The organism is uncultured Odoribacter sp. (genome assembly GCF_937966165.1).
In the GTDB taxonomy this organism is placed as follows: Bacteria; Bacteroidota; Bacteroidia; order Bacteroidales; family Marinifilaceae; genus Culturomica.
Genome location: NZ_CALCLB010000010.1, coordinates 132639 through 159383, shown reverse-complemented (window position 1 = coordinate 159383; position 26745 = coordinate 132639). Strand labels below are relative to the sequence as shown.

Sequence of the window (26745 nt, the reverse complement as noted above, 5' to 3'; positions counted from 1 at the left end):
TCATTTGTTGCCTCCCTCACTACAACTTCCTCTGGTTATCATCGGCAATGGAAGAAATTATAAAAAACAGGTAGAAGAATATGCCTCTGCCCATCAGCTGAACAATCGTTTAATCTGGCTCAATAATCTGAACGACAGCAGTATTCTCCAGGCTTTTTATCAGAACGCCCGGATTTTTATTTACCCTTCCTTTTACGAAGGTTTCGGGCTCCCGGTAACCGAAGCATTGCTGAGTAAAGTCCCGGTTATTACCTCTTCCGTTTCTTCTCTGCCGGAAGCCGGAGGTGCCTATTGCTACTACGTAAATCCTTCCCGTCCGGAAGAAATAGCCGAGGGCATACAAAAAATTTTAGAGGATTCCGCCCTCCGTAATACGCTGACAGAAGGGGGCTTCCAATTTGCCCACAAACAATTTGATCCCCGTTTATTAACTCAAAAAGTCCATGATATTTACCGGGAACTCGTTTCCCTGCGTTCATAAGTGATAAACGAACAGGCAAATTCATTTTTCTCGTCCGGGAAAGTCTCGGTACGGTTTACCTCCGTCCATTCAGCAGTATTCACTTCCGGAATAAAAGTATCCCCTTCCACACGGGTATGCACACGGGTCAGGTATAAACGACCGGCTTTTTCCCAAAGTGCATTATACAATGTACCTCCTCCGATAATAAAAATTTCTTCTTCTGACTTTAAAGTCTCCAAAGCTTCGGAAAGACTGGTATAACATTCACAACCTTCAGCAGCAAATGCAGGATTACGGGTAATAACGACATTCCGACGGTTCGGTAAAGCCCTTCCTATAGACTCAAAAGTCCGGCGTCCCATCACAATAGTATGCCCTGTTGTCAACGTCTTAAAATGCCTGAGATCAACAGGTAAATGCCATATCAGTCCGTTATCCTTTCCGATAACATTATTTTCCGAAGCCGCAACGATAATGGATAAAATCATAATTACAAAATTTAATGTACAAAGATAAGGATATTCCCGCATAAAACCGTCTTCCTTTCTCCGGCATACAAATCTTTTCATTTCCTTTCCATTTTCCGGATTACGCTTTAAATAATTGCTTCTTACGGAAACTTTGCCTAGCTTTGCAAAAGCTCGTGCTTTTGTGCGATAATTTAGATAACTTAATAAAATTGTACTATGGCCTTTACCGACATTTGCAACAAAATTTTTAATGAATCCATTAGGGATTACCACGTGAAAGACAATGTAGACACTCCTATTCAGAACCCATATCCTCTAAAAAGTATAGAGTACTATTTATATCTGAAAAACTGGATTGATACTGTACAATGGCATTTTGAAGATATTATCCGGGATCCGAATATCGACCCGGCAGAAGCCCTTTTACTAAAAAGACGTATCGATAAATCCAATCAGGATCGTACAGATTTAGTGGAACTGATCGACAGTTATTTTCTGGATAAATTCAAAGAGGTAGCTGTCTTACCGGACGCTGTCATCAACACCGAGAGCCCGGCTTGGGCAATTGACCGGCTTTCTATACTGGCCTTAAAAATTTATCATATGCAACAGGAAGTGAACCGGACTGACACAAATCCGGAACACCATTTGCAATGCGAAAAAAAACTGAACGTTCTGTTGGAACAGCAAAAAGATCTTTCCACAGCTATCGGACAATTACTGGAAGACATAGCCGCCGGACGGAAATATATGAAAGTGTACAAACAGATGAAAATGTATAATGACCCGGCTCTGAATCCAGTCCTTTACGGAAAGAAATAAAAAAGAGATTCTCTCCCTCAACACCTCCCCAAGGATGCAGGGAGAAAATTAACTTGTAAAGTTTTAAGCTCCTGACCACGGAATAGAAAATTGTTAAGAATGAAACGCTTGCTGGTCATCCGTTTTTCCGCTATGGGGGATGTAGCTATGACTGTACCTGTAGTTTACTCATTGGCAAAGCAATACCCCGAACTGGAAATCACTCTGTTAAGCCGCCCCAACTTCCGGTCGCTTTTTGAAAAGTTACCGGAAAATGTGGCATTTATAGCAGCGGATCTGAAGGGAAGACATAAAGGAATCATCGGATTAATCCGTTTATTCCGGGAACTCCGTTCTTATAAATTCGACGCAGTAGCTGATTTGCACGATGTATTGCGCACCCGTTTCCTACGGACTTGCTTTTGGTTTTCCGGAAAAAAGGTGGCATTTATTCAAAAAGGACGGAAAGAAAAAAAACAATTGGTACGGCCCACCCGCAAAATTCTTAAACCGTTAAAATCCTCCTTTACCCGTTACCAAGAAGTATTCGGCCGTTTGGGACTACCGCTTACCCTTTTATTTTCCTCTATTTATGGTGAGAAGAAAGGAGATTTCGAACTCATCCGTTCCCTTACAGGAGAAAAAAAACAGGAAAAATGGGTAGGTATAGCCCCTTTTGCACAACATCAGGGGAAAATATATCCCCTTCCCCTTATGGAAAAAGTCATCGTACAATTGAATGAAAGGCCAGACATCCGTCTTTTCTTTTTTGGCGGAGGCAAAAAAGAGACAGAAATCCTCAAAAAATGGGAAGAAAAATTTCCGGGGACTTTGGCCTTACCGGGAAAACTGAATATGTCGGGAGAACTCTCGCTGATGAGCTATCTGGACGTTATGATTTCCATGGATTCCGCCAATATGCATATGGCTTCTCTGGTCCATACCCCTGTCCTCTCCCTTTGGGGTGCTACCCATCCCTGGTGCGGATTTATGGGTTGGGGACAAAAAGAAGAGCAGGCCATACAGATTGATTTACCTTGCCGGCCTTGTTCCGTATTTGGCAACAAACCTTGTCTGCGGAATGATTACGCTTGCCTGAACCGCATTCTTCCCGAAAGAATCGTTCAGGAAACGGAAAGTTTATTGAAAAAAAATGAAGAGAAAGATATTAATTAATCCGAAATACGAATACCTGCGTTCGTTCATTACTGCCCTTCCCGATACTTTTTCCCAAAATGGAAAAATCATCTATCAGAGCAGAAACGAATTACGGGTGTTTGAAAAGGAAGGACTGTCCCTCAATGTAAAGCGTTTCGGTATTCCTCTTTTTTTCAACCGGATCATTTATAACTGTTTCCGTCTCCCCAAAGCCCTCAGAGCTTATGAATATGCCCTGAAACTACAAAGGCTGGACATCAGTACCCCGGAAGCTGTCGGGTGCATCTGTATAAACCATAACGGTTTACTTGGCAGCTGTTACTTTATCAGTCTCCAGGTACCTTATACCCGCAGATTTTATGAATTCGGTATCTCTCCCATTGAAGGAAAAGAAGAAATTATCAGGGCTTTTGCCCGGTATACAGCCCGTATGCATGAAGCAGGAGTATACCATAAAGATTATTCCCCGGGGAATATTTTATTCGATATTAATAAAGGAAAACCTGAATTTTGTGTAGTTGATATCAACCGGATGAAATTCGGTCCTGTAAGTATCAAAGAAGGGTGTGCCAATTTCGCCCGTCTTTGGGGGCAACAACCTTTTTTTCGTATATTAGCCACGGAATATGCCGAAGCCCGTCACTTTGATACGGCACAATGTATCCAATTAGTATTACATTACCGCCAGAAATTCTGGAAACATTATAGCCGGAGGCATCCGCCTGAATTTCAACTGGATATATAAACATTATTTTATGGAACAAAAGCGTCTATACGACTATTTAATTGTCGGAGCCGGTCTCTTTGGAGCCGTCTTTGCCCGGCAAGCGACACAGGCAGGAAAAAAATGCCTGGTTCTCGACAAACGTCCCCACAAGGGTGGAAATATATATTGTGAAGATATCGACGGTATACATGTCCATAAATACGGCGCACATATTTTTCATACCAGCCAAAAAGAGGTGTGGAATTATGTCAATCGTTTTGCAGAATTCAACCGTTTCACAAATTCACCCCTGGCGTACTACAAGGGAAAGCTCTATAACCTCCCCTTTAATATGAATACTTTTAACCGGCTGTGGGGAGTTATCAGCCCGGCAGAAGCCCGTAAAAAAATAGAAGAGCAACGCGGGAAATATGCATTTATCCAGGAACCGGCCAATCTGGAAGAGCAAGCTTTAAAATTATGCGGAGAAGATATCTACCGGATTCTGATCAAAGGATATACCGAAAAACAATGGGGAAGACCGGCTACAGAACTTCCGGCTTTCATCATTAAACGGATTCCTTTCCGGTTTACATACGATAATAATTATTTTAATGATGCTTACCAAGGTATTCCCTACGGAGGCTATAATTTATTGATCGAAGGGCTCTTAAAAGACATAGAAGTAAGACTGAACACAAATTATTTTGAAAACCGGGATTACTTCGGGCAATTGGCAGATAAAACAGTATTTACCGGTTGTATAGATGAATTTTTCAATTATGAATTCGGTCCGCTGGAATACCGGAGCCTTCACTTTGAACAAGAGCGGTTAGCCCTTCCGGATTTTCAGGGAAATGCAGTTGTCAATTATAACGAAAGGGAAGTACCCTATACCCGTATCATTGAACACAAACATTTTGAATTCGGACAACAGCCCTTCACTGTCATTACCCGGGAGTATCCCAAAACCTTCGTGGCGGGAGACGAACCTTATTATCCCGTCAATGATGCAACGAATACAGCTAAAGTCAAAAAATACAAAGAAAAAGCAGCCGGGTATTCCGGCCTTCTTTTAGGAGGCCGGCTGGCCCAGTATGCTTATTTCGATATGGACGACACAGTGGAAGCGGCCTTGAATTTATCCCGTCGGGAATTTTTATTCTAACTCTTTGTTAGCCCTTCTCATGCCGGCTTACGAACAATATAATATTAAAACAATCAGGATTTGAATTGAACCAGAATATGACAAATAAATGCTATCTTTCCAAAAACTACAAAGGTTTACAAAATGCCGGTAACAAGGCCAAAACCGATATTGAAAAAATTCTTCAGCAAAACGGATTCCGGAATGCCGGACTAAAACAAACCGTCTGTACCAATAAAATTCTCGGTTTTATTATTACGCTCCTGGGGGTACTGAAAGCTCCTTTCTGCCTTCGGAAAGGGAATGTTTTACTTTTACAATATCCGCTGAAAAAATATTATTGTTTCGTATGTAATATGGCCCACCTGAGGGGAGCCAAAGTAATCACCCTGATCCACGATCTCGGCAGTTTCAGACGTCAGAAACTCACCGTCCTTCAGGAAATAAAACGCTTGAGTCACAGTGATTATATTATTGCCCATAATGTATCCATGAAAAATTGGCTAGAACAACAAGGATGTAAAATTCCGATCGGTTGCCTGGAAATATTCGATTACCTTTCTGAAACCACAGCCCCGGTCCGGCCGGCTCCTCAAATCCCTTACGGCATTGTATATGCAGGGGGATTGAGTCCCCGTAAAAATGCATTTCTATACGAAATAGGTGAATTTATCTCCAATTATCACATCAATTTGTACGGCAACGGATTTGAACCTGAAAAAGCCAAGGGAAAAGAACATTTCACCTACAAAGGTTTTGTTCCTTCCGATCAGTTGATTGCCAAAGCAGAAGGAGATTTCGGCCTGGTATGGGACGGAGATTCCATCAGCTCCTGTAGCGGCAACTGGGGAGAATACTTACAATACAATAATCCCCATAAAACGTCTCTCTATATCCGTTGTGAGCTCCCGGTAATTATCTGGAAAAAAGCAGCTTTAGCTCCTTTCATTGAAAAGAATCACATCGGTATAACGATCAGCAGCCTGACTGAACTAAACGAACGCTTAAAAGCGTTGACTCCTGAAGAATACAAACAGATGAAAACCAATATTGCTACGGTCAGCAATCGTTTAGCAAATGGTTATTATTGTACAAAAGCCGTAGAAGAAGCTTTGAACGCACTGGCATAATTAATTAAAAACCATAACGTTTAAAAAAGAATGTCCAGTGTATCATTTTCAATAAAAGCTTATCCGTCGTTTTCAGGCTTTTTTTCAGCGATTTGTCTTTATGACCAAATTCAATGTCAAAACGAATCTTCCGGGTATTATATTTCGCCTGTATAATCCGGTCGAGAAAACGGTCGGGCAAAGCGATGGCCTCTTTCATACAGGTCCATATATATTTGTCCATTTCCAGCATTTCCCGATAACAATTAAAAGTCTCGTTCTCGGCTATGCGGTAATTAAACGTCGGAACGGTATTGTATAATGCACCGAACCGATAGGTATAATGGGAAAATAAAGCATAATCCGCAACGGGATAAAACTCGGGGTTAAACCCTCCGATTTCCAAAAGGCAATCTTTGGCAAACAGGGATCCTACCCCATTGCCTACTTCATCCATAAAGTGAGCAAATACAGCATAATTATAGTGATCTTTTTTCTTCAATATCCCCAATATTTTCTTACCAACCTTTTTCTTTTTAATATACTCTCCTTTTCCGTTTATCTTATTGAAGGCTGAAAAAATAGCTTTATTTCCACTTTTTTTCTGTAAATTCATCAAGCGGGACAAGGCATTCGGCAGAAGCATATCATCGTCGTGGCAAAAGACCAGAAAAGGAGCTCTGGCCAGCTCAATGCAACGGTTCCAGTTGCCAAACATCCCGATATTCACCTGGTTCCGGTAATAATATACATGAGGCGCATTGAATTCGCGGACCACTTTAAAATTCGGAGATTCTCCCTGAACCGAATCATCGTTATCCACTACGATAATCTCATAGGCTCCCCGATAATCCTGATCCAAAGCCGATTTTAATGCTACCCGTAAAAAATCCGGATGATTATAAACCGGCATTACGACAGAAACTTCCGGTGCCGGACAATTGGAAAAATCCCCGCTTACCAATATAGAAGAGGTATCCTTGCAAGTCTGAAAATTATCCTTTATTTCAAAAATATTCCGCATTTATCTTTCTCAATTATTCTGTAATATATCCAAAATCCCCTTTTCCAAAGAAACCCGGGGATGCCAACCCGGCAAGACCGTTCCTTTATTCCAGGGACACATCACTTCCCGCCTCCGGTACTCCCTTCCTCCCCATATAATGTGCAACTTTTTCCCGCTGATTTGTTCAAAAACAACAGACAATTCCCGGAGAGAATAACGCCGTAGAGCCCTCAATACATACTCGTCCCCTGATTCTTCCCCCCTGCTTAACCGATCTATCAAAATCCGGAAACCGTCAATCACATCGTCAATATGCACCAAATCGATGAGCTGAGCTCCCGGAGACATCGCCAACTCTTCTCCCGTTCCGGCTATCCGTTTGAACAAAGCCAATATTTTAGTCCGGGTGTCCTCCGGACCGTATGTATCACACAACTTTAAAGTGATAAAACGAAGGGAAGAAACAGCCGTATAATACTGTGCCATATCGGTAAAAGCCTGTTTGGAAGCCGCATACAAATTTACGGGACAATATTCCGGACGCTCTGATTCGTAATTCTGCCATATGGTACCTGTGTTCAGGAACCATTTTACCCCGCTTTTACAAGCAGCCTCCAATAAAGCTGTCCCGAAATAGACATTCGACAAAATAATATCTTTGAGCTGTTCCTCCTGATGCTGGGCTACATAGAAAGAGGCCAAATGTACAATTCCCTCTATTCTCTCCTTTTCCAAATATTGCCTCAGTTCCGGAATATTTTCTTTAAAACGATACACCGGGAAGCCTTCTAATCCCGTTAAATCCGAACCTTCCCGGACCAGAAGATGCAGGGAAAAATCTTGTTTCAATTTCCGGACCAGATGCCGTCCGACAAAGCCCGTAGCTCCCGTTACCAGTATATTCATCAAAAAGGAGATTTGAAGTTCTCTAATTTTTCAAAAGCCAGATCCCGCCCGGAAATAACCGGTCGTTCCACCCCCCAGTCGAATCCAAAAGAATCCCAGGCAATCCCGCAATCCTGCGCTTTCGCATAACAGGAGGTCTGGGCATAGTTGACAATACTCCCTTCTTCCAAAGCTAAAAAGCCATGGGCCAATCCCCGGGGAATATACAAATACCGGGCCTCTACTTCATCCATTTCCAAAGCAAAATGCATTCCGTAAGTAGCTGATTTTTTACGTAAATCAACGACTACATCCCGGATTTTCCCCTTACTGACATATACCAATTTGGTATGTTCAAAAGGAGGCAACTGAAAATGCATTCCCCGGATCACGTTTTTCCGGGAAACCGAATAATAAAATTCTTTAAAATCCGTATCCAAGCCGTTTTCTTTAAAAAAATCGGAATTATACAATTTCTGAAAACATCCTCTCTCATCTTGAAAACAAACTGTTTCCAGAATATATAAACCGGCTATAGGTGTTTCTATTCGTTTCATCGGGAAGACATATATTTTTCTATTTGCTCTGTACAGATGCCATAAACGGGCTCTTTCCGGTAACGTTTATACCAATCGGTTGTGAGGCTTACTGCTTCCCTGACTTCTAAGCGGGGTTCCCAATCTAAATAATACTTCGCTTTTGAAATATCCAACATCAAAAGTTTTGCTTCATGCAGAGCAGCCGTCCCTGAAACATCTTTCACCTCTCCCCTGCCATAATCGGCAACGATCTGTCCTGCAATCTCCCACACAGTAGCTACAGATTCCGCCCTGGGACCGAAATTCCAGCCTTCGCAATAGCTGGCAGGCTTTTTCCACATCTGCATCCCCAATAATAAATAACCACTCAAAGGCTCCAAAACATGCTGCCACGGCCGAACCGCCTGCGGGTTTCTGATTTCAATCGGTTCCCCGGCCTCCAGAGCTCTTATACAGTCCGGCACAATCCGGTCCAAAGCCCAATCGCCTCCTCCAATGACATTTCCCGCACGCACGCTGGCAATCGACTTACCGTGTTCCCCGTATGTCTCCGGATTGAAAAACGACCGTCTCCAGGAAGCTATTGCAATTTCTGCTGCACCCTTGGAAGAGGAATAGGGGTCATACCCTCCCATGGGTTCATTCTCCCGGTACCCCCAAATCTGTTCCTTATTTTCATAACACTTATCTGTTGTAACCATAACGCCTACTTTGACATCAGGCGTATTCCGTATAGCTTCCATAATCCGGATTGTTCCCATGACATTGGTTTCGTATGTCTCCACCGGAATTTCATACGACAAACGGACGATCGGCTGGGCTGCCAAATGAAAAACGAGTTCAGGCCTGTACTGTTGAAAAATCTGCTTCATCTTTTCCCCGTCCCGGATATCTGCTCTTACATCCACAATCTTTTCCCCAATCCCTGACAACACAAAATTATCCCGTTGCGAGTAAGGCTCCAGACCTATACCAATGACTTCCGCTCCCAACTCATGCAACCAAATGGCCAGCCAGGATCCTTTAAAACCGGTATGGCCAGTAATTAAAACCCGTTTCCCTTTGTAAAATTCCCGAAATATATCCAGATTTGCCATAAATCACCAAACTTTCCAGGGAGCAATTCCTTTCTCCCACATATCGTTTAATTCCACACTGTCTCTCAGTGTATCCATCGGTTTCCAAAATCCTGTATGCTTAAAAGCATGCATTTTGCCGTCCCGGGCAATATTCTCCAGGGGCGTCCGTTCGAATATCGTCTCATCCCCTTCCCTGATATAATCGAAAACGTCCTTTTCACAGACAAAATAACCGGCATTTATCCAATTCCGGTCACCATCCGGTTTCTCTAAAAAGGATGTTACCTGATCCGTCTGCGGATCAATTTGTAAAGCTCCGAACTTCCCACTCGGCTGATAAGCCGTTAAGGTAAGAATAGCCCCGGATTTTTCGTGAGACAAGAGGGTATCCCGGATGTTTAAATCCGTCACTCCATCCCCGTACGTGAGCAGGAACCGCTCCTCCCCGACATACTTCTGAATCCGTTTTATCCGTCCCCCTGTCATGGTATTTAAACCGGTATCTATCATTGTCACCTTCCAATTTTCACTGTGATTATCCAGAATCTCCACGCTGTTATCCGCCAAATTTACTGTCATATCACTATTGTGCCGGAAATAATTGGCGAAATATTCTTTAATTACATATTGCTTATAACCACAGCAAATAATAAACTCATTTATACCGTAGTAACTATACGTTTTCATAATGTGCCAAAGAATCGGTTTACCGCCGATTTCAACCATAGGCTTGGGGATCAGGTTGGTAGCCTCACTGAGACGGGTACCGAAACCTCCTGCCAGAATTACTGCTTTCATTGTTTATGTTGGGATACAAAATTTCTAATCGTTTCAATCATATATTGTAACATCTCCGGCTGCATTCCCGGATAAACACCTATCCATAAAGTATTATTCATTATAAAATCGGTGTTGCTCAATTCTCCGGCAATCCGATAGCCTGTCTCCGTCCGGCGCATTTCGTCGAAAGCAGGATGCCTTACCAGATTTCCGGCAAATAAATTACGGGTCTGAATTTTTTTACTTTCCAGGTAAGCGGACAATTGATTGCGGGTAAAACCTGCATTATCTTTTACCGTAATTAAAAATCCGAACCAACTGGGCTTTGAATTTGCTTGCGGCTCAGGTAAAATCAAGCCTTCAACCCCCTCCAACCCTTCTCTCAATACCGTCCAGTTTTTCCGGCGGATTTCCACGATATCATCCAGTTTTTCCAATTGCGCGCAACCAATAGCGGCCTGCATATCGGTGACTTTCAGGTTATAACCGAAATGAGAATAGACATATTTGTGGTCATAACCCGTGGGCAATTCCCCAAACTGCTTACTGAACCGGTAATGACAAGTATTATCAACTCCGCCCATACACCAGCAATCCCTTCCCCAATCCCGAAATGAGTTTACAATTTTATGCAATTGCGGATCGTTGGTATATACAGCTCCCCCTTCTCCCATCGTCATATGGTGAGGAGGATAAAAACTGCTGGTGCCGATATGTCCGATAGTCCCTGTTTTCTTCCATTTCCCGTCTATAAAATAAAGCGATCCCAAAGCATCACAATTGTCCTCGATCAGCCAAAGACCGTGAGCATCACAAAATGCCTTTACAGCACCTATATCAAAAGGGTTCCCCAAAGAATGAGCAATCATTACGGCTTTGGTCCTGGGAGAATAAGCCTGTTCTAACTGAGTAACATCGATATTATACGCAGGCAAAGTGACGTCCACAAATACCGGTATAGCCCCAAACTGAATAATAGGAGTGACCGTAGTAGGAAAACCACAAGCAACCGTAATTACCTCATCTCCCCGGCAAATCCGACGCTCTCCCAAGGCAGGAGAAGTCAGGCTCATAAAAGCCAGTAAATTGGCAGAAGAACCGGAATTCGTCAAAGAACAATACTTCACGCCCAGCCATTCAGCAAAACGGGTTTCAAATTTCCGGGCCCAAGGACCTGCCGTTAACCAAAAATCCAGAGAAGAATCAACCAGATTGAGCATTTCCTCCTCATCATAATAACGTCCTCCATAATTAACAAAAGTCTTCCCTGCCTCAAAAACCTTAGAAGGAGCATGCACTTCCGCATAGTATTCCTTTACTAACCCTAATATTTGCGACTTTAACTCTTCTTTCCGGGCCATATTGTTCTATTTAAATTTTTACCCTATCTGCAAAAATAATTCCCTACTATTCCAAATATTGATCTATTCCATATTCACAACGGATCAGTTTATTCTCGTTATTCCGGTTGTAAATACTTTCATTCACGCTCATATCGTGTTTGGTACTATGTTCATTATGATAAATATGGTACTCTATCGCTTTGAATTTAACAAACCGTCTTTGAATCCCATAGCGGTTCAAACGGGCCGGCAGATCGAAATCTTCAAATCCGTACCCGACAAAAGCTTCATCATATCCGTTAACCGCCCACAGGTCCTCTTTCCAAAATGACATATTACACCCCCGTCCATACATCCGGCCTTTCTTATAATCATAAAAGAAAGGAGTGAGCCAGGGACATCTCAAGCCATTGATACGGCGGCGTATCCCTTTACTGAAAAAGGAAAGTTTATATTCTCCGGCTTTTTCAAAACAAGCCGATACATCTTCCTTGAGTTTTACCCGTCCTCCCGATAAGAAATACCCTTTTCTGGCTTCCGTCATATGATCCTCTATAAACCGGGGATGCATAATAATATCTCCGTCAATCTGCACAATATAATCTCCTTCACATACAGCAAAGGCCCTATTCCGGATTTTTCCTGCCCGGAAACCTTTGTCTTCCTGCCAAACGTGTTTGAGTTTGCAAGGGAATTGTTCCCGCATTTCATCGATCAATGCCTTCGTGGAAGGCCGGGAACCATCGTCCGCCACCACCACATCCACAGGCATCCGGGTCTGCTTTAAAACACTTTTCAAAGACAAGCGGAGAGCAGATTCCCAGTTATAGGTCGTTATGATTAAACTAACTTTCATATTCAGAATGAGTTTCTCTAACTAGCCGGAGCAATTTTCAGCTTTCTCCTTCTAATTATTTTATTTTTAGCAAAATAAACATATTCTGCCTAATAATACAAATTCAGGGTAAACAATATGAAAAATAAGCATATCATTTAAAATATACGATTTCTGCAGGCAAGGAAATTCTACAAAAAAGAAGAGCCAGCTCTTCTCCTTCCCCGGTATCCGGAAAGTTTCCTCTTCCGGACAAAACCTCCCGCTTTTTTCTTATACTCAAACAGATATATCTCCTTTAATATGCGGATGAGGATTATAATTCCTCAATTGAAAATCTTCATACCGGAAACTGAAAATATCTTTGACGTCAGGATTTATATCCATTTGCGGCAAATCCCGGGCTTCCCGCCCTAACTGCAGTTTCACCTGTTCCACATGATTCAGATAAATATGGGCATCTCCCAATGTGTGTACAAATTCTCCTGCCTGCAAACCACAAACCTGGGCCACCATCATCGTCAACAGTGCATAAGAGGCAATATTAAAAGGGACTCCCAAAAAGGTATCTGCACTCCGTTGATACAATTGACAAGATAATTTATCTTCCACTACATAAAACTGGAATAAGGCATGACAGGGTGCTAAAGCCATATTTTCAATATCTCCGGCATTCCAGGCACTTACGATCAATCTTCTGGAATCCGGAGTATGCTGTATATCCCGTATCACTTGTGCAATCTGATCCAGATGAGTTCCATCCGGACGGGGCCAGCTTCTCCATTGGTAACCGTAAATATGTCCCAGCTCCCCTTTTCCATCAGCCCATTCATCCCAAATCCGGACGCCATGTTCCTGCAGGTAACGTACATTCGTATCTCCCTGCAAAAACCACAATAACTCATAGATAATCGATTTTAAATGCAATTTTTTAGTCGTCAGCAAAGGAAATCCTTTTTGCAGGTCAAACCGCATCTGATGTCCGAAAATACTAATTGTCCCGGTTCCTGTCCGATCTGTTTTCCGGACCCCTTCCCTCAGAATTCTGTCTAACAATTCCAGATATTGCTTCATGATAATTTATCCAAAAATTAAAATTCAACAGCCTTAAAACTGTATCACAAAGTTATTATTTTTTCCGTATCAACATCAATCCGTGCCGGACCGGTAGAATTACTTTTTCAACACGTTCATCCGCAGCAACCAGGTCGTTAAAATCCAAAATCCCTTTCGTCTGTGCGTCCCGGGTCTCCTGTATCACTTTTCCTTCCCACAGCACATCGTCGGCAATAATGATTCCTCCCGGACGTACCTTATCAAATACCAGACGGTAATAATCGGCGTACTGTCTTTTATCGGCATCGATAAAAACAACGTCAAACTGTTCTTCCAAAACAGGTATGATCCGGCAAGCATCCCCCAGCAAAAAACAGATCTTTTCCCCCAAACCGCTTTTCTCTATATACTCCCGCGTAAAATCCTCAATTTCATCATTGATATCAACCGTATATAACTTTCCCTCTTCCGGTAAAGCTGCAGCCATTGAAATAGCAGCATATCCGGTATAGGTACCGATCTCCAGTATCCGCTTTGCCCCCATAATCCGGCAAATCAGCTTCAGGAACTGCCCCTGCATATTTCCGGATAACATACGGGGACGCATAACCTGCAAATGAGTAGCTCTTCTCAACTCCTCCAAAACAGCAGGCTCCGGATCCGAATGGGCCCTGATGTATTCTTCCAATGCAGCATTCAATTCCATACCCTGTCTAAAATTCCGTGATTTTTTCTACCATTATTCCCCATAGTTTTCCCTTCGGAAACAATCCGGGGTTATTTATATACTAATACCGATTGCCGGCTTATGTCCAATATTTCAGCTGCTACTTCCTGCAAACTTTTTGCATTCATCTCTTCAATTTTAGTACAAAGGCTTTCGATACTCTCCACTTTATCGTATACCAAAAAACTCTTCCCGATTGAAAGCATGGTATTTTCATAATTTTCAGCCGATAACATCAGTTGTCCCACAGCCTGCGTTTTTGCCTTTCTCAATTGAACCTGACCCAAAGGTTCACGATAAAGCATTTCCATCTCCCGCCGGCATAATTTCAGGCATTTTTCCAAATCTACAGCATCACAACCAAAATAAACCGTAAAAATCCCGGTGTCCGAATAAGGGGTATAGGAAGCTTCTATATTGTATACCAAACCATGCTTTTCCCGAAGATTCAGATTCAGGCGCGAATTCATCCCGCTCCCCCCTAAAATATCTGCCAGTACGGATAAGAGCAGGCGCTTTTCCTCCCGGTAACCGTAAGCGACATTCCCCAATATACAATAATTCTGGAAAGTGCCTTTTACGATCTCCCTTTGCTGCGGAATATAGATATCCGGACAATTCCGGCTAAAGGGTACTGTTTCCCCGGACAATGTCCCAAAATATTTCTCTACCAGACGAATCAGCCTGGGAAAAGCGATGTCGCCTACCGAACTGATCACCATGCGCTGCGGCACATAATTCCGGCGCACAAAATTAAAAATCTGTTCGCGGCTCAAATTCCGCACACTTTCTTCATTTCCCAAAATATTACGTCCGATAGGTTCTCCCTTATAAACCAATTCTTCAAAATCGTCGAAAATTAACTCGCCGGGAGAATCTTTATAAGAATTAATCTCGTCAATGACTACTTCCTTCTCCTTTTCTATTTCCTTCTCCGGAAATACGGAATCGAAAACAATATCGGCAAATAATTCCAGTGCCCGCTCGTAATCCTTAGGTAAGAAAGATGCATAAATACAGGTATCTTCCTTTGTCGTATAAGCATTTAATTCTCCCCCCACGTCCTCCATACGGCTCAGAATATGATAAGCTTTTCTCTTGGTAGTACCTTTAAAAATCACATGTTCGATAAAGTGAGCAATCCCTACTTCATCTTCCTTTTCATCACGACTTCCGGCATTTATAATTAAACCGCAATAAGCTGCTTTATTCGGTATATGTTCATGAATAACCTTCAGTCCGTTTTTCAATATATAAGTCTGATACATTATCGACAATTCTCCCTCTTCTAATTAGCCCACAAAAGTAGGAAAAAAATCGGGATTTACGGAATCAAATAAAGTGTGAAAGTGTTTAACGGCACATTGTGCCGGATTAAGGCCCGTATTGCGGCCTTCCGACAACCAAACCTCCGGTTTAGAATCACCCTTCATTCGGAACGACAGTTCCGTTAATCAGCGAAGCATTAATCCGATTCCAGAAAAAAATCCCTCCTCAATTATAATGGTACATTTAAACCTATCGCACCGGAAACGCCTGTTTTTGTGACGGGAAAGCATAAAAAAAGCTGATGAAAAAAATTTCACCAGCTTTTTGGAATTTCAGCGTCCGAAAGTTTTCGCTCTCTTTCTTTATTTTTGAAATAATTTCTCAAAATCAGCCATAGCAATAGGCTGCTCTTCCAGCTTCACATTTTCTTTTATGACCGCAAAGATTTTGTTATCCACAGCTCTTTCATAAAGATGCTGGCGTTGTTTTTCATCTTCCAGCAATTTAACCGCGAATCCGTCCAACTGTTCATCGGTCAGTCCGTACAATCCATATTGTTGTAATTGTGCAGCAGCGACTTCGCGTCCCACAGCCTTCAGATCGTCTGCCTCCACTTTCAGTTCATATTCTTTAATCAATGCATTTTTAATCACCTGCCATTTGAATTCTTCCCGGTAACCTTCGAAATCCTTCTCTACATCCTCCGCTTTCATCTCTTTATTTACCGCCAGGATCCACCTTTTCAAAAAAGCTTCCGGCAAGGCAACCTCTTCGTTCTTTTTCAGCAATTTCTCCCGTGCATCTATCGTAAAGCGGTAATCCGAATGTCCCTGCAATTGTTTTTCAATATCGCTCTTCACCCGGTTACGGAATTCTTCCACATCCTTGACGGCTTCTTTACCATAAACTTTATCGAATAAATCGGAATTTACTTCCGCATTCACATAGCGTTTGATTTCATTGATAATGAAACAAAAATCGGGATTTACTTTTTCTACTTCCTCTTTAGCAACCCCTAACAGAGAAGCGTAGTCTGCCTTACTGGGGAAAGATTTCGCTGCATTAAATTTAACTTCCTGACCTTTTTTAGCTCCCTTAAACGCATTTACAGCCTCTTCGTCTTTCATATGCATAACGGACAGGGAGGCATCTTCATTTCTTACCCCGCCTTCTTTTACACTTCCGTCTGCATTCAATTCAATCAGTTCTCCCTTAATATATTCCGTTCCTTCAATCTCTTCTACCGGTACCATTTCCCCATTGTTCTTGCACATATTCTCGATCTGCTTATCGATCATTTCGTCATCGACAGTAATCAAATAATAAGGCACTTTTTCCCGTTTACTCAATTTCACATTTACTTCCGGAGAAAGGGCAATATCGTATGCGAACTCGAAGTTCTCATCGTTCAAATCCATTTCTTTTTGTTCCGTCTCACTCGGGAGCGGTTCACCCAGCAGCTGAAGATTATTCTCTTTGATAAAATTATTAAGAGCTTCTCCCAATACCTTGTTTATCTCCTCCACCAATACAGCCTTACCATAAATCTTCTTCACGATTCCCATAGGAGTTTTCCCTTTACGGAATCCGTCAATAACCACTTTTTTCTGATAATCTTTCAGTACATTTTCCACGCGGTTAGCGTAATCTTCTTTACCTAACTGAATCTTAATAACGGCATTAAGATCATCGTTCTGGGTTTTTGTTATATTCATGCTATCGTCTTTGTTACAACAGTCGCAACAGTTACAACGGTCACAACAGTTTTAATTATACAATAATTTCAATTCTTCTAATCTAAAAAAGCCACCTGGAGGAAGGCGGCTTTCCATTTTGTACGGGCGAAGGGACTCGAACCCCCACGTCTTTCGACACTAGATCCTAAGTCTAGTGCGTCTACCAATTTCGCCACGCCCGCTTACAATTTCAGCGCTGCAAAAATAGCTTAAATTTTCTAACCTCCAAAATATTTATGAATTAAGATTTTAGATTTGTACAGCTAAAATACTCTTCCTTTTTAACTTATTTTTTTTTCCTCAATTCAAAATTTTTACCCAGATAAACCCGTCTTACTTCCGGGTCAGCAGCCAGATGTTCAGCAGTACCCGATTCCAATATCCGTCCATCGTACAAAAGATAGGCCCTGTCCGTTATGGAAAGCGTTTCCTGTACATTGTGGTCTGTAATTAAAATACCGATATTCTTATCTTTCAGTTTCTCCACAATTCCCTGTATATCTTCAACAGCAATAGGGTCTACCCCTGCAAAGGGTTCATCCAGCAATATAAACTTCGGACGGATAGCTAAAGCCCGGGCAATCTCTGTACGACGACGTTCTCCTCCGGACAACTGTATTCCAAGGCTTTTACGTATATGCTGCAAACCGAATTCATCCAGCATCTCCTCCAAACGTTCCTTCTGCTCCTCTTTCGGCATCTTCGTCATCTCCAAAACAGCCTTGATATTATCTTCTACACTCAACCTGCGGAATACAGAGGCTTCCTGCGCTAAATATCCTACCCCTAACTGAGCCCTCCTATACACTGGTTCTTTTGTAATCTCCTGATCATCCAGAAAAATCCGGCCTCCGTTCGGGGTAATCAACCCGACAATCATATAAAAGGAAGTCGTCTTTCCTGCCCCATTAGGACCCAACAATCCAACAATTTCCCCCTGTTCTACCTGTAAGGAAACCCCTTTTACCACTGTACGGCTTTTATATTTCTTTACCAGGTCCTCTGCTCTTAATATCATAAATCTCTGTTTTGGTGCACAAAGATAGGCAAAAGTTAAGAGTTAACAAATACTCTAAAGCCTATTCTGATTGTAAAGTTATTTTGTTCCGATCAGAAATTCAGGTTTATACTGAAATTGACTGCAAAATTCTGTACTTTTTGTCCGGGTACACTATGTCGGTGACTCAAACGCCAGATGGCATCCACCCGCAATATTCTAAAAATATTTTCAATCCCTACCCCTGCTTCAAAATAAGGCTTGGATACAGATGACATTCCTTCCGGGAAAAGTAAAATAGCCTTTGTATTTTCCAGACTTCCGTTATTTTTCTTTTCCAGAGTACCGATCAAAGCTTTGAATATAAACACTTCTCTCCACTTCAGCCTCTTCATTAAAGGAATTTTACCCAGGAAAAAGCCCTTGAAATGATGCTCGTACATCAAAGAGGCCCATAAATCAGAGGCAAATTCGTAATAATTCATACAGGAAAAAGCATAGGGATCGTAAAAATAAGTCGCATTTCCCTCATGCAATTTCAATAAAGGATAAGGGATCTTTCCAAAAATTTTACCTCCGCTCAATGCAAATTTAGAGGTTCCGATCGGAGGGAATGCCACGTCCCACATGACTGTACCTTCCAAACGATAATACTCATAATCATTTTTAAAAATACCTTTTACTCCAGCCGATAAATCCAAGATAAAAATCGGATAATCGGATCCCAGAGAAAATTTATCAAATGTCTGCCGAACAATAATCTCATTTTTAGACAAACGGGTCCTCAGCCGGAAAGAAAGCGATTGAATGGAATTCATTTTCTCTCCATCCGGTTTGATAAAAGGTACATAACGGGAAGAGAAAATATTCCTCACCTGAGCAGCAAAAGTATTGCTAACTCCCTGACGCCATTCCTGCTCGAATGAAATATCTCCCTGATTTACCAGACTCAGGCGGTCGTTATTTCCCCTGGACAGAATAGAGCTCAATATATTTCCCTCCGTAAATGCATTTACTCCTGCTCCTAACTGCACTACATCATGTTTATAAGACATCGTCAACTTGGAAGTCGGCAAATCCTTAAACATATATTCAAATCCTCCCCCGCCTTTGAAATGCCTGTCTTTTGTTCCATACGCCAAATGTCCGAATAAACGGACTTTCTTACTGAAATCGGAAGTTGTCCGCAAGCCGAGCTGAAAACGGCAACCTTCCAGTTTATTAAAACTAAACAATTTATAATAAGGGCCTATGCCAACATATTTAGTATCGTAATACCCTCCTAAGATGGTGCTGATCAATGTGTAAATATTCTGATAGAGAGGCACATTTTTTACGGAATCAACCATGCCATAAATCTGTTTCTCTTTCACACTAAGTTCATACGGACGTACGGCATCCCAATACTGTTCGTCGTTCTTCAATACGTCCCGGGAAATAATTACATTATTATCCAACTTCAGTACCTCTTCCGGAATCGGTTCATTTAATTGTACATTTGTATAATCAATCTGACGATGTCCCAAAAAAGAGACAAGTTTGGCAGAATCAGACATTACGATGGTGAAATCCGCAAAAAGTTTATCCTGCTTCGGAAACCAAACGGAATCGTTTATCAGTTCACTCGTATTATCGATAACCAAATGCCGGATCCAATTCACATTCAACCCTTTCAGCATCTTCACATGGGCCGACTGTAAAGCCCAGGAAGCCGAATCGATATTTATTTCCCCATCCAATACCGGAGTAGAAGTTCCTTTGGGATGAAACCGGATTTTATATGTTTTCCGCCCATCAATCTGCATACTATCGACCAAAAAATATTTGTAATATAATAACCCGTGTTCAGATAAAGGACTGGCAAATTTTACTTCAAAAATATTGATATAATTATCATAGAGATTTACATTGACGTGTAAATGCCCCGTAAACTGGGCCAAAGAATAATCTTCCTCTATCCCCGAAATCCGGCTGGCCTTAACAATTTCACGGGAAAAACCAGGTGAACTCCGGTGGTAATAATCGGCCGTCGCTTCCGAAATCATGATGGGTAAAAATGGTTTTCCGGTGACGACGGAAGTATCCATATGTTCAAAAATAAAACCGAAATTCTTCTGCAATTTTTTATTTTTAAAATAAGGATTGATATTGGTCAGGTCCAATTCCATTTTGGTATAAGTAGAACATTTATACAAAGGCAATTGATCGGGATTGTTTTTCTTTTTATTCCGGGAAACATTTTTCAGAATCCGGTGAGCCGGGTTCTCTCCGGGAGTGACCTGTACTTCTTCCAAATCAACGGTATACGGAACCAATCGAAAATCCAAAGCATTGTATGAGCCGGGTATGATCTTCACGGTCTGGGGTTCATAACCGACAAAAGAAACCTGCAGTTCGGATACACTTTCGCGGGTTTCCATGGTATAAATACCCTCAAAATCAGAAGTTACACCGATAGTAGTCCCCTTAAATACGACGTTGACCAAAGGGAGAGGTTCCCCGGTCCTGGCATCGGTGATTTTTCCCCTGACACGCGTATTTTGTCCCCAGGCCACCGAAGTCACCAACATCAATAATATTAAGAGAATATATTTATTCATGAATTTATTGTCATAGGAAATCCCTTCCAACCTTCCCGGATTATTTTTATACCACCCCCTCTTTCAGTATATCGTGAAGATGAACCATACCTTTATATACGTGTTGACTGTCAATTACGACCAACTGGGTAATACTGTTTTTCTCCATCAATCTGAAGGCATTATAAGCCAATTCATCCTCCGAAATCGTCTTGGGAGAAGCCGACATAATATCTGCAGCTTTCAGTCCGTCAACGTCCTTATATTTTTCTAGCATACGTCGTAAATCCCCATCTGTTACAATACCGATCAATTTCTCTCCTTCGCCGACAACAGCCACGGCTCCCAGACAGCCACCGGACATTTCCAGAATTACTTTCCGGATGCCATCTTCCAAACCGACTTTAGGCCGGTTCTCCTTATCAAAAACATCTGAAACCCGTGTATAAAGACGTTTCCCCAAAGATCCTCCGGGATGAAAACGGGCAAAGTCGCGGCTGGAAAAACTCCGGCATTCAATCAGGCACATCGCTAAAGCATCCCCCATCACCAACTGAGCGGTAGTGGAATTGGTAGGAGCTAAATTATTCGGACAAGCTTCCCGCCCGACTTTAGCTTTAATCACATATTCCGCATTCTGAGCCAAAAAAGAATCCGTATTAGATACCATAGCTACAATCGAATTATTGCCAATATTCCGGATCAGGGGTAATAAAACTTTAATTTCGGGCGTATTCCCGCTTTTAGAAACAAATATAACCACATCTTCAGGTTGCACCATTCCCATATCCCCGTGAATGGCATCAGCAGCATGTAAAAAAACAGCCGGCGTCCCCGTAGAATTCAAGGTAGCTACAATCTTCTGGGCGATAATTGCACTTTTGCCGATTCCCGTAATAATCACCCGCCCCTTACTTTCATATATCAATTTTACAACTTTCTCAAAATCGTCGTCAATATAATTGAGCAAATTCCGGACTGCTTCTGCCTCGTCCGAAATGACTTTCTTTGCAACACACTTAATATCAACCATTTTATCAAATCATTAATAAACTATTCCACTGATTGCAATATTTATGCCAAAAAAAGTTGACAAAAATTCTTGCAGGAATTATTTTTTACTATAACTTTACTCAAAGGCAAAAGTATCATTTTTTTATGATTCGCCCTAAAATAGTGGTTATACATTCTATTTTTACAAAAAGAATTTTATCGAAGGAAAACAAAGAAATCTGAGAGTTTATATTTCGGGAATGTGAAAAAGATACGATCCGGTTTCATTTCCCTTTTTTACCTTCTGAATTTTCAGATCATAAGAATTATAATTTTTTTGTTTGTTCATCGAAATTAAGTTATAAATTTGCACTTCCTTTGTAAAAAGTGTGCGAAAAGATTACAAAAACAATGGGATTGGAGATTGATTTACATGAAAAATTAAAAGAGTATTTTGGTTTTGATAACTTCAAAGGGAACCAGGAAGCTATCATCCGGAATGTATTAGCGGGTAAAAACACATTTGTACTTATGCCCACAGGGGGCGGTAAATCATTGTGCTATCAGTTGCCCGCTCTTATGTTAGATGGCACAGCTATTGTGATCTCTCCTTTGATTGCTTTAATGAAAAACCAGGTAGATGCGATGCGTTCATTCAGCGCAGCAGAAGGAGTCGCTCATTTTCTGAATTCTTCTTTGACAAAAACCGAAATTCTGAAAGTCAAGGAAGATATTTTGGAAGGAAAGACCAAATTACTGTATGTAGCGCCGGAATCTCTGACGAAAGACAGTAATGTAGAATTCCTCAAAAAAATAAAGATTTCTTTCTTCGCCGTAGACGAGGCACATTGTATTTCTGAATGGGGACACGATTTCCGGACAGAGTACCGTAAAATACGTCCCATTGTCGAACAAATCGGAAAAGCACCCATTATTGCACTGACAGCCACCGCTACCCCGAAAGTACAACACGATATCCAGAAAAATCTGGATATGCTGGACGCTGAAGTGTTCAAATCCTCTTTTAACCGTCCGAACTTATACTATGAAGTCCGTCCGAAAAACGATCCGACCAAAGATATTATCAAATTTATCAAAAAACACGAAGGGAAATCGGGAATTATCTATTGCCTGAGCCGGAAGAAAGTGGAAGAATTGGCAGAAGTCCTTTGTATAAACGGAATCAAGGCAGCCCCTTATCATGCCGGTATGGATGCCTCTACCCGAAGTGCAAACCAGGACAAATTCCTGATGGAAGAAGTAGACGTTATTGTAGCTACGATTGCCTTTGGAATGGGGATTGACAAACCGGATGTCCGTTTCGTCATCCACTACGACATTCCCAAAAGCCTGGAAGGGTATTACCAGGAAACCGGACGCGCGGGAAGAGACGGAGGCGAAGGCATCTGTATCACCTATTACAGTTACAAGGACATTCAGAAACTGGAAAAATTTATGCAAGGGAAACCGATAGCCGAACAGGAAATCGGGAAACAATTGCTGATGGAAACCGTATCTTATGCGGAAACCTCTCTATGCCGTCGAAAAGTCCTGCTCCATTATTTCGGAGAAGATTTCGAGGAAGACAATTGCGGATGCTGCGACAACTGTCTGTATCCGAAGAAAGAGTTCGAGGGCAAAGAATATATATTAGACGCTCTCACATTGGTTTCAGAAATAAAAGAAAAATTTAAAATAGAGCACTTGGTCAATATCCTGATCGGGGAAGCCGATTCAGCTATAAAGGCTTATAAACACGACAAACTGGAAATGTTCGGAAGCGGGGCAGAAAAAAGCCGCCAATTCTGGACCATGGTTTTCAGAAGGGCTTTAATCAGCCGACTCATTGAAAAAGATATTGAACAATACGGTGTAATAAAAATAACGAAAGAAGGACTGGATTTTCTAGAACACCCTAAAGAATTTATGCTGATGGAAGATCGTAATTTTGAGGAAAATGAAGAAAAGATTCAGGAGAAAGGCGGCGTTTCCGCATTAGACAACACTTTATTTGCTATCCTGAAAGATTTACGGAAAAAAATTGCTAAAACCAACAACTTACCTCCTTATGTTATTTTCCAGGATCCCTCTTTGGAAGATATGTGTATTAATTACCCTATCACTATTGAAGAATTAGCGAATATCCAGGGAGTAGGAACAGGCAAGGCCCAAAAATACGGAAAAGAATTTGTAGAAGTCATCAAACAATATGTAGAAGATAACGAAATCGAACGGGCTCAGGATATGGTGGTGAAAACGGTAGCCAACAAATCCAAATTTAAAGTATATATCATTCAGAACATCGACCGTCAGATTGATTTGGAAGACATCGCTTCAGCCCAGGGACTCAGCTATGAAGAACTGATCAAAGAGATGGAAGCAATTGTATTTTCCGGAACAAAACTCAATATCGACTATTATATTAATAAAATTCTGGACGAAGAACAACAAAAGGAAATATTCGATTATTTCATGGAAGCCCAGACCGACAATATTGCAGAAGCCTTTGACGAATTTGAAGGAGATTATTCCGAAGAAGACCTGCGTCTCATGCGGCTGAAATTTCATTCCAAACACGGAAACTAAAATCAGAAAGAAAAGGAATTATCCTTTGGCAAGCTATCCGGTAAATAAGAGTTTACCCTATCCCATTTTGTCTGACGCTTCGCCGATAAATAGAATCCCGGTCCTGCCCCATAAACAAATCCGGAGTTCCTTTATCAGCGAAGTGTTTTATTTTCTCCTGAAGAAATAATCTTCTGTTTCCTTCAACGGACTGCCCTATTTCTCTTTATCAACAGAACGGACAAAAGGAATATCGTCCCGGAATAATTTACGATAAGTAATATGGGTTTTCACGGCTTTGGCACTCAGATAGTCCATTAAATGCATCATCTGTGGATTAAAGTCCCCCACCCAGTTCATCTCTAAAAATTTATAACAACTGTTTCTCTCTACAATTGTTTCACAAAAACGTTTGATTAAAGCTGCTTCGACCCCTTTTCCCTGAAATTCGGGAACGACTCCGAAAAGCTGGCCTAAAGCAACATTCACTTTCTTTATGTGACGGTAATACAAAAATTTCAGTATTCCGATAAAATTCAGCTTTCCGTTTAAATGCCTGATCACCTGATTCATCTCCGGAAACATCAGGTAAAAACCAATGGGATTTCCTTTGAAATAAGCAAAATAAATCAGATCTTTATCAATGACAGGTTGCAAACTCTTATAAATAGCTTCCACCTGTTCCCGGGTAATGCCGTCTACTCCATGCACTTCCAAATTCCAAGCTTTATTATATACTTCCAGTAAAGAGTCAATCGCTTTTTGTTTTCCGATTTCCCGGTAAGTAGAAACAGTGTAATCCGGATTTTTCAGCAGACGGTCGGCTTTCCATACCACAACAGGAGCTAAACTTTCCATTACCAAACGGTTGCGGTACGTAAACTGCTTGAAATAATCCCGGAAACCGTATTCTTCAAAAAACTTCACATAATAAGAATGCGTATAGGGCATGGCATAGTTCGGAAACTGATCAAATCCGTCCACCAACAATCCCCACCATTCCATCCGTTCACCAAAATTCACAGGGCCTTCCATCGCTTCCATCCCTTTGTTTTCCAGCCATTCCCGGCATTTATCGAAAAGCATAAAAGCAGCTTTCTTATCGTCTATACATTCGAAAAAGCCCATTTGTCCCACAGCATATTTGTCCAGCCGGCAGGTTTTTCCGTTGATAAAGGCAGCTACCCGCCCGACACTATGCCCTGCTTCATTATACAATACCCAACGGCTGCATTCTCCGTTTTTGAAACAGGGATTTTTCTCCGGATCAAATACATTGCGGATATCATTATCCAAAGGACGTATCCAATACGCATTATTTCGATAAAGTTTTACAGGTAAGTGTAAAAACTCCCCCTCCTGTTTTTCCGTTTTAACTTCTGTAATTGTATACATAATTTAATTTACTAAGCCCACCGACTTATTTCCTGTTCCCGTAACCTCTTTTAATAAAGTTTATTACGATCCCGAAACGAATAATTAACGGTGACCGGTTATTTACCAAAACCACACTTCCCTCACCAGCTCACCACTTTTGAATGCCTCCTGTCGTAGAGATACTTTAAACGCCATTCCAATTTTCTTTCCCATACGACCAGAATGGCCAGAACCAAGCGGGGCAGAATCAACCACCATACAGGCAAACCAATCATCATAAACAACAAAGGATCCTCCACCTCAGAATGGGAAACAGCCAGATGATGATTTAATAAATCGGCTTCTCTTCTTTCCAGTTTTCCTAATTTGGCATAATCCATCATAATAGCCGAACCATAAGCCAGCCCCACTGTATTTCCCAATATCCATAAAAATGAAGCAGAAGCCGTCAAACCAAATAAATTCATAAGCGGAGCAAATAAGTGGGAAAGCCACTTTAACACCCCGAATTCTTCCAGTAAACGTTGAACAATCATCAACGAAACGATAATCCCGAATATTTTTACACACAGCCACAAGCTGTTTTCCAGCCAATGAAAAAAGGTTGCAGAAAACCCCGCTTCCACCACTTCTGTCTGAGAAAGGGCCTCCGGCATGACGGGCAATATCCCGTTTAAAAAGAAGGCGGCCACAAAACTTCCTGCCAAGCGGACTCCAATCATACGTAAAGCGGTAGATCCGGTTTTTTGTTGTACCAGCGTTTCGATAATAAAACCGTGGGAAATCAGACACATCATTGCCAGTATCACCCCTTCCCTCACGGTAAAATCCAGGGTCGTAATCAACGCAATAACAGTATAAATATTAGTAAAAATACTGGTCACAAATACCAGAGCTGCATCTCCGGGTAATCCCAGACAGGTAAACAAAGGGGACGCAAAAGAAGACAGATAAGGTAAAATATTAAAATAAGATAAAAGCATGACAAAAAAGGATACCGGCAGCATAATCTTGAGAAACCAGCAAGAAGTTTTCAAAGCTACCGGTAAGGCTTTTTTTATACAACCGAAAACACGTTCTTTAATCAAAAGTCGTCAATTTATGTTAAACACCCCAATTCTTCAG

Annotated in this window: 24 protein-coding genes and 1 tRNA gene; 7 read left to right on the top strand and 18 right to left on the bottom strand. The window is 41.5% G+C overall.

The features are described from left to right. Positions 1-481: glycosyltransferase (locus tag Q0465_RS03735; protein WP_298612979.1), on the top strand; the 481-nt coding region annotated here is incomplete at its 5' end. On the opposite strand, the gene Q0465_RS03730 is transcribed toward Q0465_RS03735, so the two are convergent. Beyond that, positions 451-1032 carry a dihydrofolate reductase gene (locus Q0465_RS03730; RefSeq protein WP_367274297.1) on the bottom strand — a complete coding sequence of 194 codons (582 nt, stop codon included), beginning with the start codon at positions 1030-1032 and terminating at the stop codon, positions 451-453. The genes Q0465_RS03735 and Q0465_RS03730 overlap by 31 nt on opposite strands. Before the next feature lie 117 nt (positions 1033-1149). On the opposite strand from Q0465_RS03730, the gene Q0465_RS03725 reads away from it, so the two are divergent. From Q0465_RS03725 to Q0465_RS03705, 5 genes are all read left to right on the top strand, one after another. Beyond that, entirely contained in the window at positions 1150-1755 is a 606-nt protein-coding gene (locus Q0465_RS03725) for a DUF4254 domain-containing protein (protein WP_298612976.1), read from the top strand. Between the two features lie 99 nt (positions 1756-1854). Further along, positions 1855-2910, top strand: coding sequence for a glycosyltransferase family 9 protein (locus Q0465_RS03720; protein WP_298612973.1), 1056 nt, complete (start codon positions 1855-1857; stop codon positions 2908-2910). Then, entirely contained in the window at positions 2888-3637 is a 750-nt protein-coding gene (locus Q0465_RS03715; protein ID WP_298612970.1) for a lipopolysaccharide kinase InaA family protein, read from the top strand. The genes Q0465_RS03720 and Q0465_RS03715 overlap by 23 nt, the downstream gene beginning before the upstream one ends. Positions 3638-3647: 10 nt before the next feature. Then, on the top strand, positions 3648-4766 hold the full coding sequence (glf, locus tag Q0465_RS03710; RefSeq protein ID WP_298612968.1) for a UDP-galactopyranose mutase: 1119 nt from the start codon (positions 3648-3650) through the stop codon (positions 4764-4766). A 77-nt stretch (positions 4767-4843) separates the two neighbouring features. Then, positions 4844-5875, top strand: coding sequence for a galactofuranosyltransferase (locus Q0465_RS03705; protein WP_298612966.1), 1032 nt, complete (start codon positions 4844-4846; stop codon positions 5873-5875). 4 nt (positions 5876-5879) lie between these two features. Here the strand turns inward: Q0465_RS03705 and Q0465_RS03700 are convergent, their stop codons facing one another. From Q0465_RS03700 to Q0465_RS03630, 15 genes are all read right to left on the bottom strand, one after another. Further along, a complete protein-coding gene (locus tag Q0465_RS03700; protein WP_298612963.1) occupies positions 5880-6878 on the bottom strand; it encodes a glycosyltransferase family 2 protein in 999 nt (332 codons plus the stop codon). A 9-nt stretch (positions 6879-6887) separates the two neighbouring features. Next, positions 6888-7766 carry an NAD(P)-dependent oxidoreductase gene (locus tag Q0465_RS03695; protein WP_298612960.1) on the bottom strand — a complete coding sequence of 293 codons (879 nt, stop codon included), beginning with the start codon at positions 7764-7766 and terminating at the stop codon, positions 6888-6890. Continuing rightward, positions 7766-8302, bottom strand: coding sequence for a dTDP-4-dehydrorhamnose 3,5-epimerase family protein (locus Q0465_RS03690; protein ID WP_298612957.1), 537 nt, complete (start codon positions 8300-8302; stop codon positions 7766-7768). Before Q0465_RS03690 ends, Q0465_RS03695 begins: the two co-directional genes overlap by 1 nt. After that, positions 8299-9381: a CDP-glucose 4,6-dehydratase gene (gene rfbG, locus Q0465_RS03685; protein ID WP_298612954.1), complete on the bottom strand. Its 1083-nt coding sequence runs from the start codon at positions 9379-9381 to the stop codon at positions 8299-8301. The genes Q0465_RS03690 and rfbG overlap by 4 nt, the downstream gene beginning before the upstream one ends. A 3-nt stretch (positions 9382-9384) precedes the next feature. After that, a complete protein-coding gene (gene rfbF, locus Q0465_RS03680) occupies positions 9385-10161 on the bottom strand; it encodes a glucose-1-phosphate cytidylyltransferase (protein WP_298612951.1) in 777 nt (258 codons plus the stop codon). Continuing rightward, the gene (gene rfbH / locus Q0465_RS03675; protein ID WP_298612949.1) at positions 10158-11504 is read right to left on the bottom strand and encodes a lipopolysaccharide biosynthesis protein RfbH; all 1347 of its coding nucleotides are present in this window, start codon (positions 11502-11504) and stop codon (positions 10158-10160) included. The genes rfbF and rfbH overlap by 4 nt, the downstream gene beginning before the upstream one ends. Before the next feature lie 46 nt (positions 11505-11550). Continuing rightward, positions 11551-12342, bottom strand: a complete 792-nt coding sequence (locus Q0465_RS03670) for a glycosyltransferase family 2 protein (protein WP_298612946.1) — start codon at positions 12340-12342, stop codon at positions 11551-11553. A gap of 258 nt (positions 12343-12600) precedes the next feature. After that, a complete protein-coding gene (locus Q0465_RS03665) occupies positions 12601-13395 on the bottom strand; it encodes a thymidylate synthase (protein WP_298612943.1) in 795 nt (264 codons plus the stop codon). Positions 13396-13450: 55 nt separating this feature from the next. Continuing rightward, positions 13451-14083, bottom strand: coding sequence for an O-methyltransferase (locus Q0465_RS03660; RefSeq protein ID WP_298612940.1), 633 nt, complete (start codon positions 14081-14083; stop codon positions 13451-13453). A 71-nt stretch (positions 14084-14154) separates the two neighbouring features. After that, the gene (locus Q0465_RS03655; RefSeq protein WP_298612938.1) at positions 14155-15372 is read right to left on the bottom strand and encodes a pitrilysin family protein; all 1218 of its coding nucleotides are present in this window, start codon (positions 15370-15372) and stop codon (positions 14155-14157) included. 363 nt (positions 15373-15735) lie between these two features. Continuing rightward, positions 15736-17088 carry a trigger factor gene (tig, locus tag Q0465_RS03650; protein WP_298612935.1) on the bottom strand — a complete coding sequence of 451 codons (1353 nt, stop codon included), beginning with the start codon at positions 17086-17088 and terminating at the stop codon, positions 15736-15738. Between the two features lie 121 nt (positions 17089-17209). Next, a tRNA-Leu gene (locus Q0465_RS03645) sits at positions 17210-17291 on the bottom strand. Positions 17292-17395: 104 nt separating this feature from the next. Next, positions 17396-18127, bottom strand: coding sequence for an LPS export ABC transporter ATP-binding protein (lptB, locus tag Q0465_RS03640; RefSeq protein WP_298612932.1), 732 nt, complete (start codon positions 18125-18127; stop codon positions 17396-17398). A gap of 92 nt (positions 18128-18219) precedes the next feature. Next, a complete protein-coding gene (locus Q0465_RS03635; RefSeq protein WP_298612929.1) occupies positions 18220-20706 on the bottom strand; it encodes a DUF5686 and carboxypeptidase-like regulatory domain-containing protein in 2487 nt (828 codons plus the stop codon). A gap of 46 nt (positions 20707-20752) precedes the next feature. After that, positions 20753-21718: an SIS domain-containing protein gene (locus Q0465_RS03630; RefSeq protein ID WP_298612926.1), complete on the bottom strand. Its 966-nt coding sequence runs from the start codon at positions 21716-21718 to the stop codon at positions 20753-20755. 371 nt (positions 21719-22089) lie between these two features. Between Q0465_RS03630 and recQ the strand changes: the two genes are divergently transcribed. Continuing rightward, the gene (recQ, locus tag Q0465_RS03625; RefSeq protein WP_298612924.1) at positions 22090-24264 is read left to right on the top strand and encodes a DNA helicase RecQ; all 2175 of its coding nucleotides are present in this window, start codon (positions 22090-22092) and stop codon (positions 24262-24264) included. Positions 24265-24459: 195 nt separating this feature from the next. Here the strand turns inward: recQ and Q0465_RS03620 are convergent, their stop codons facing one another. Together Q0465_RS03620 and Q0465_RS03615 are read right to left on the bottom strand one after the other, a co-directional pair. Continuing rightward, positions 24460-25638 carry a hypothetical protein gene (locus Q0465_RS03620; protein ID WP_298612921.1) on the bottom strand — a complete coding sequence of 393 codons (1179 nt, stop codon included), beginning with the start codon at positions 25636-25638 and terminating at the stop codon, positions 24460-24462. 122 nt (positions 25639-25760) lie between these two features. Next, complete coding sequence (locus Q0465_RS03615) at positions 25761-26708, bottom strand: nucleoside recognition domain-containing protein (protein WP_298612918.1); 948 nt, start codon at positions 26706-26708, stop codon at positions 25761-25763. Between the last annotated feature and the right edge of the window lie 37 nt (positions 26709-26745).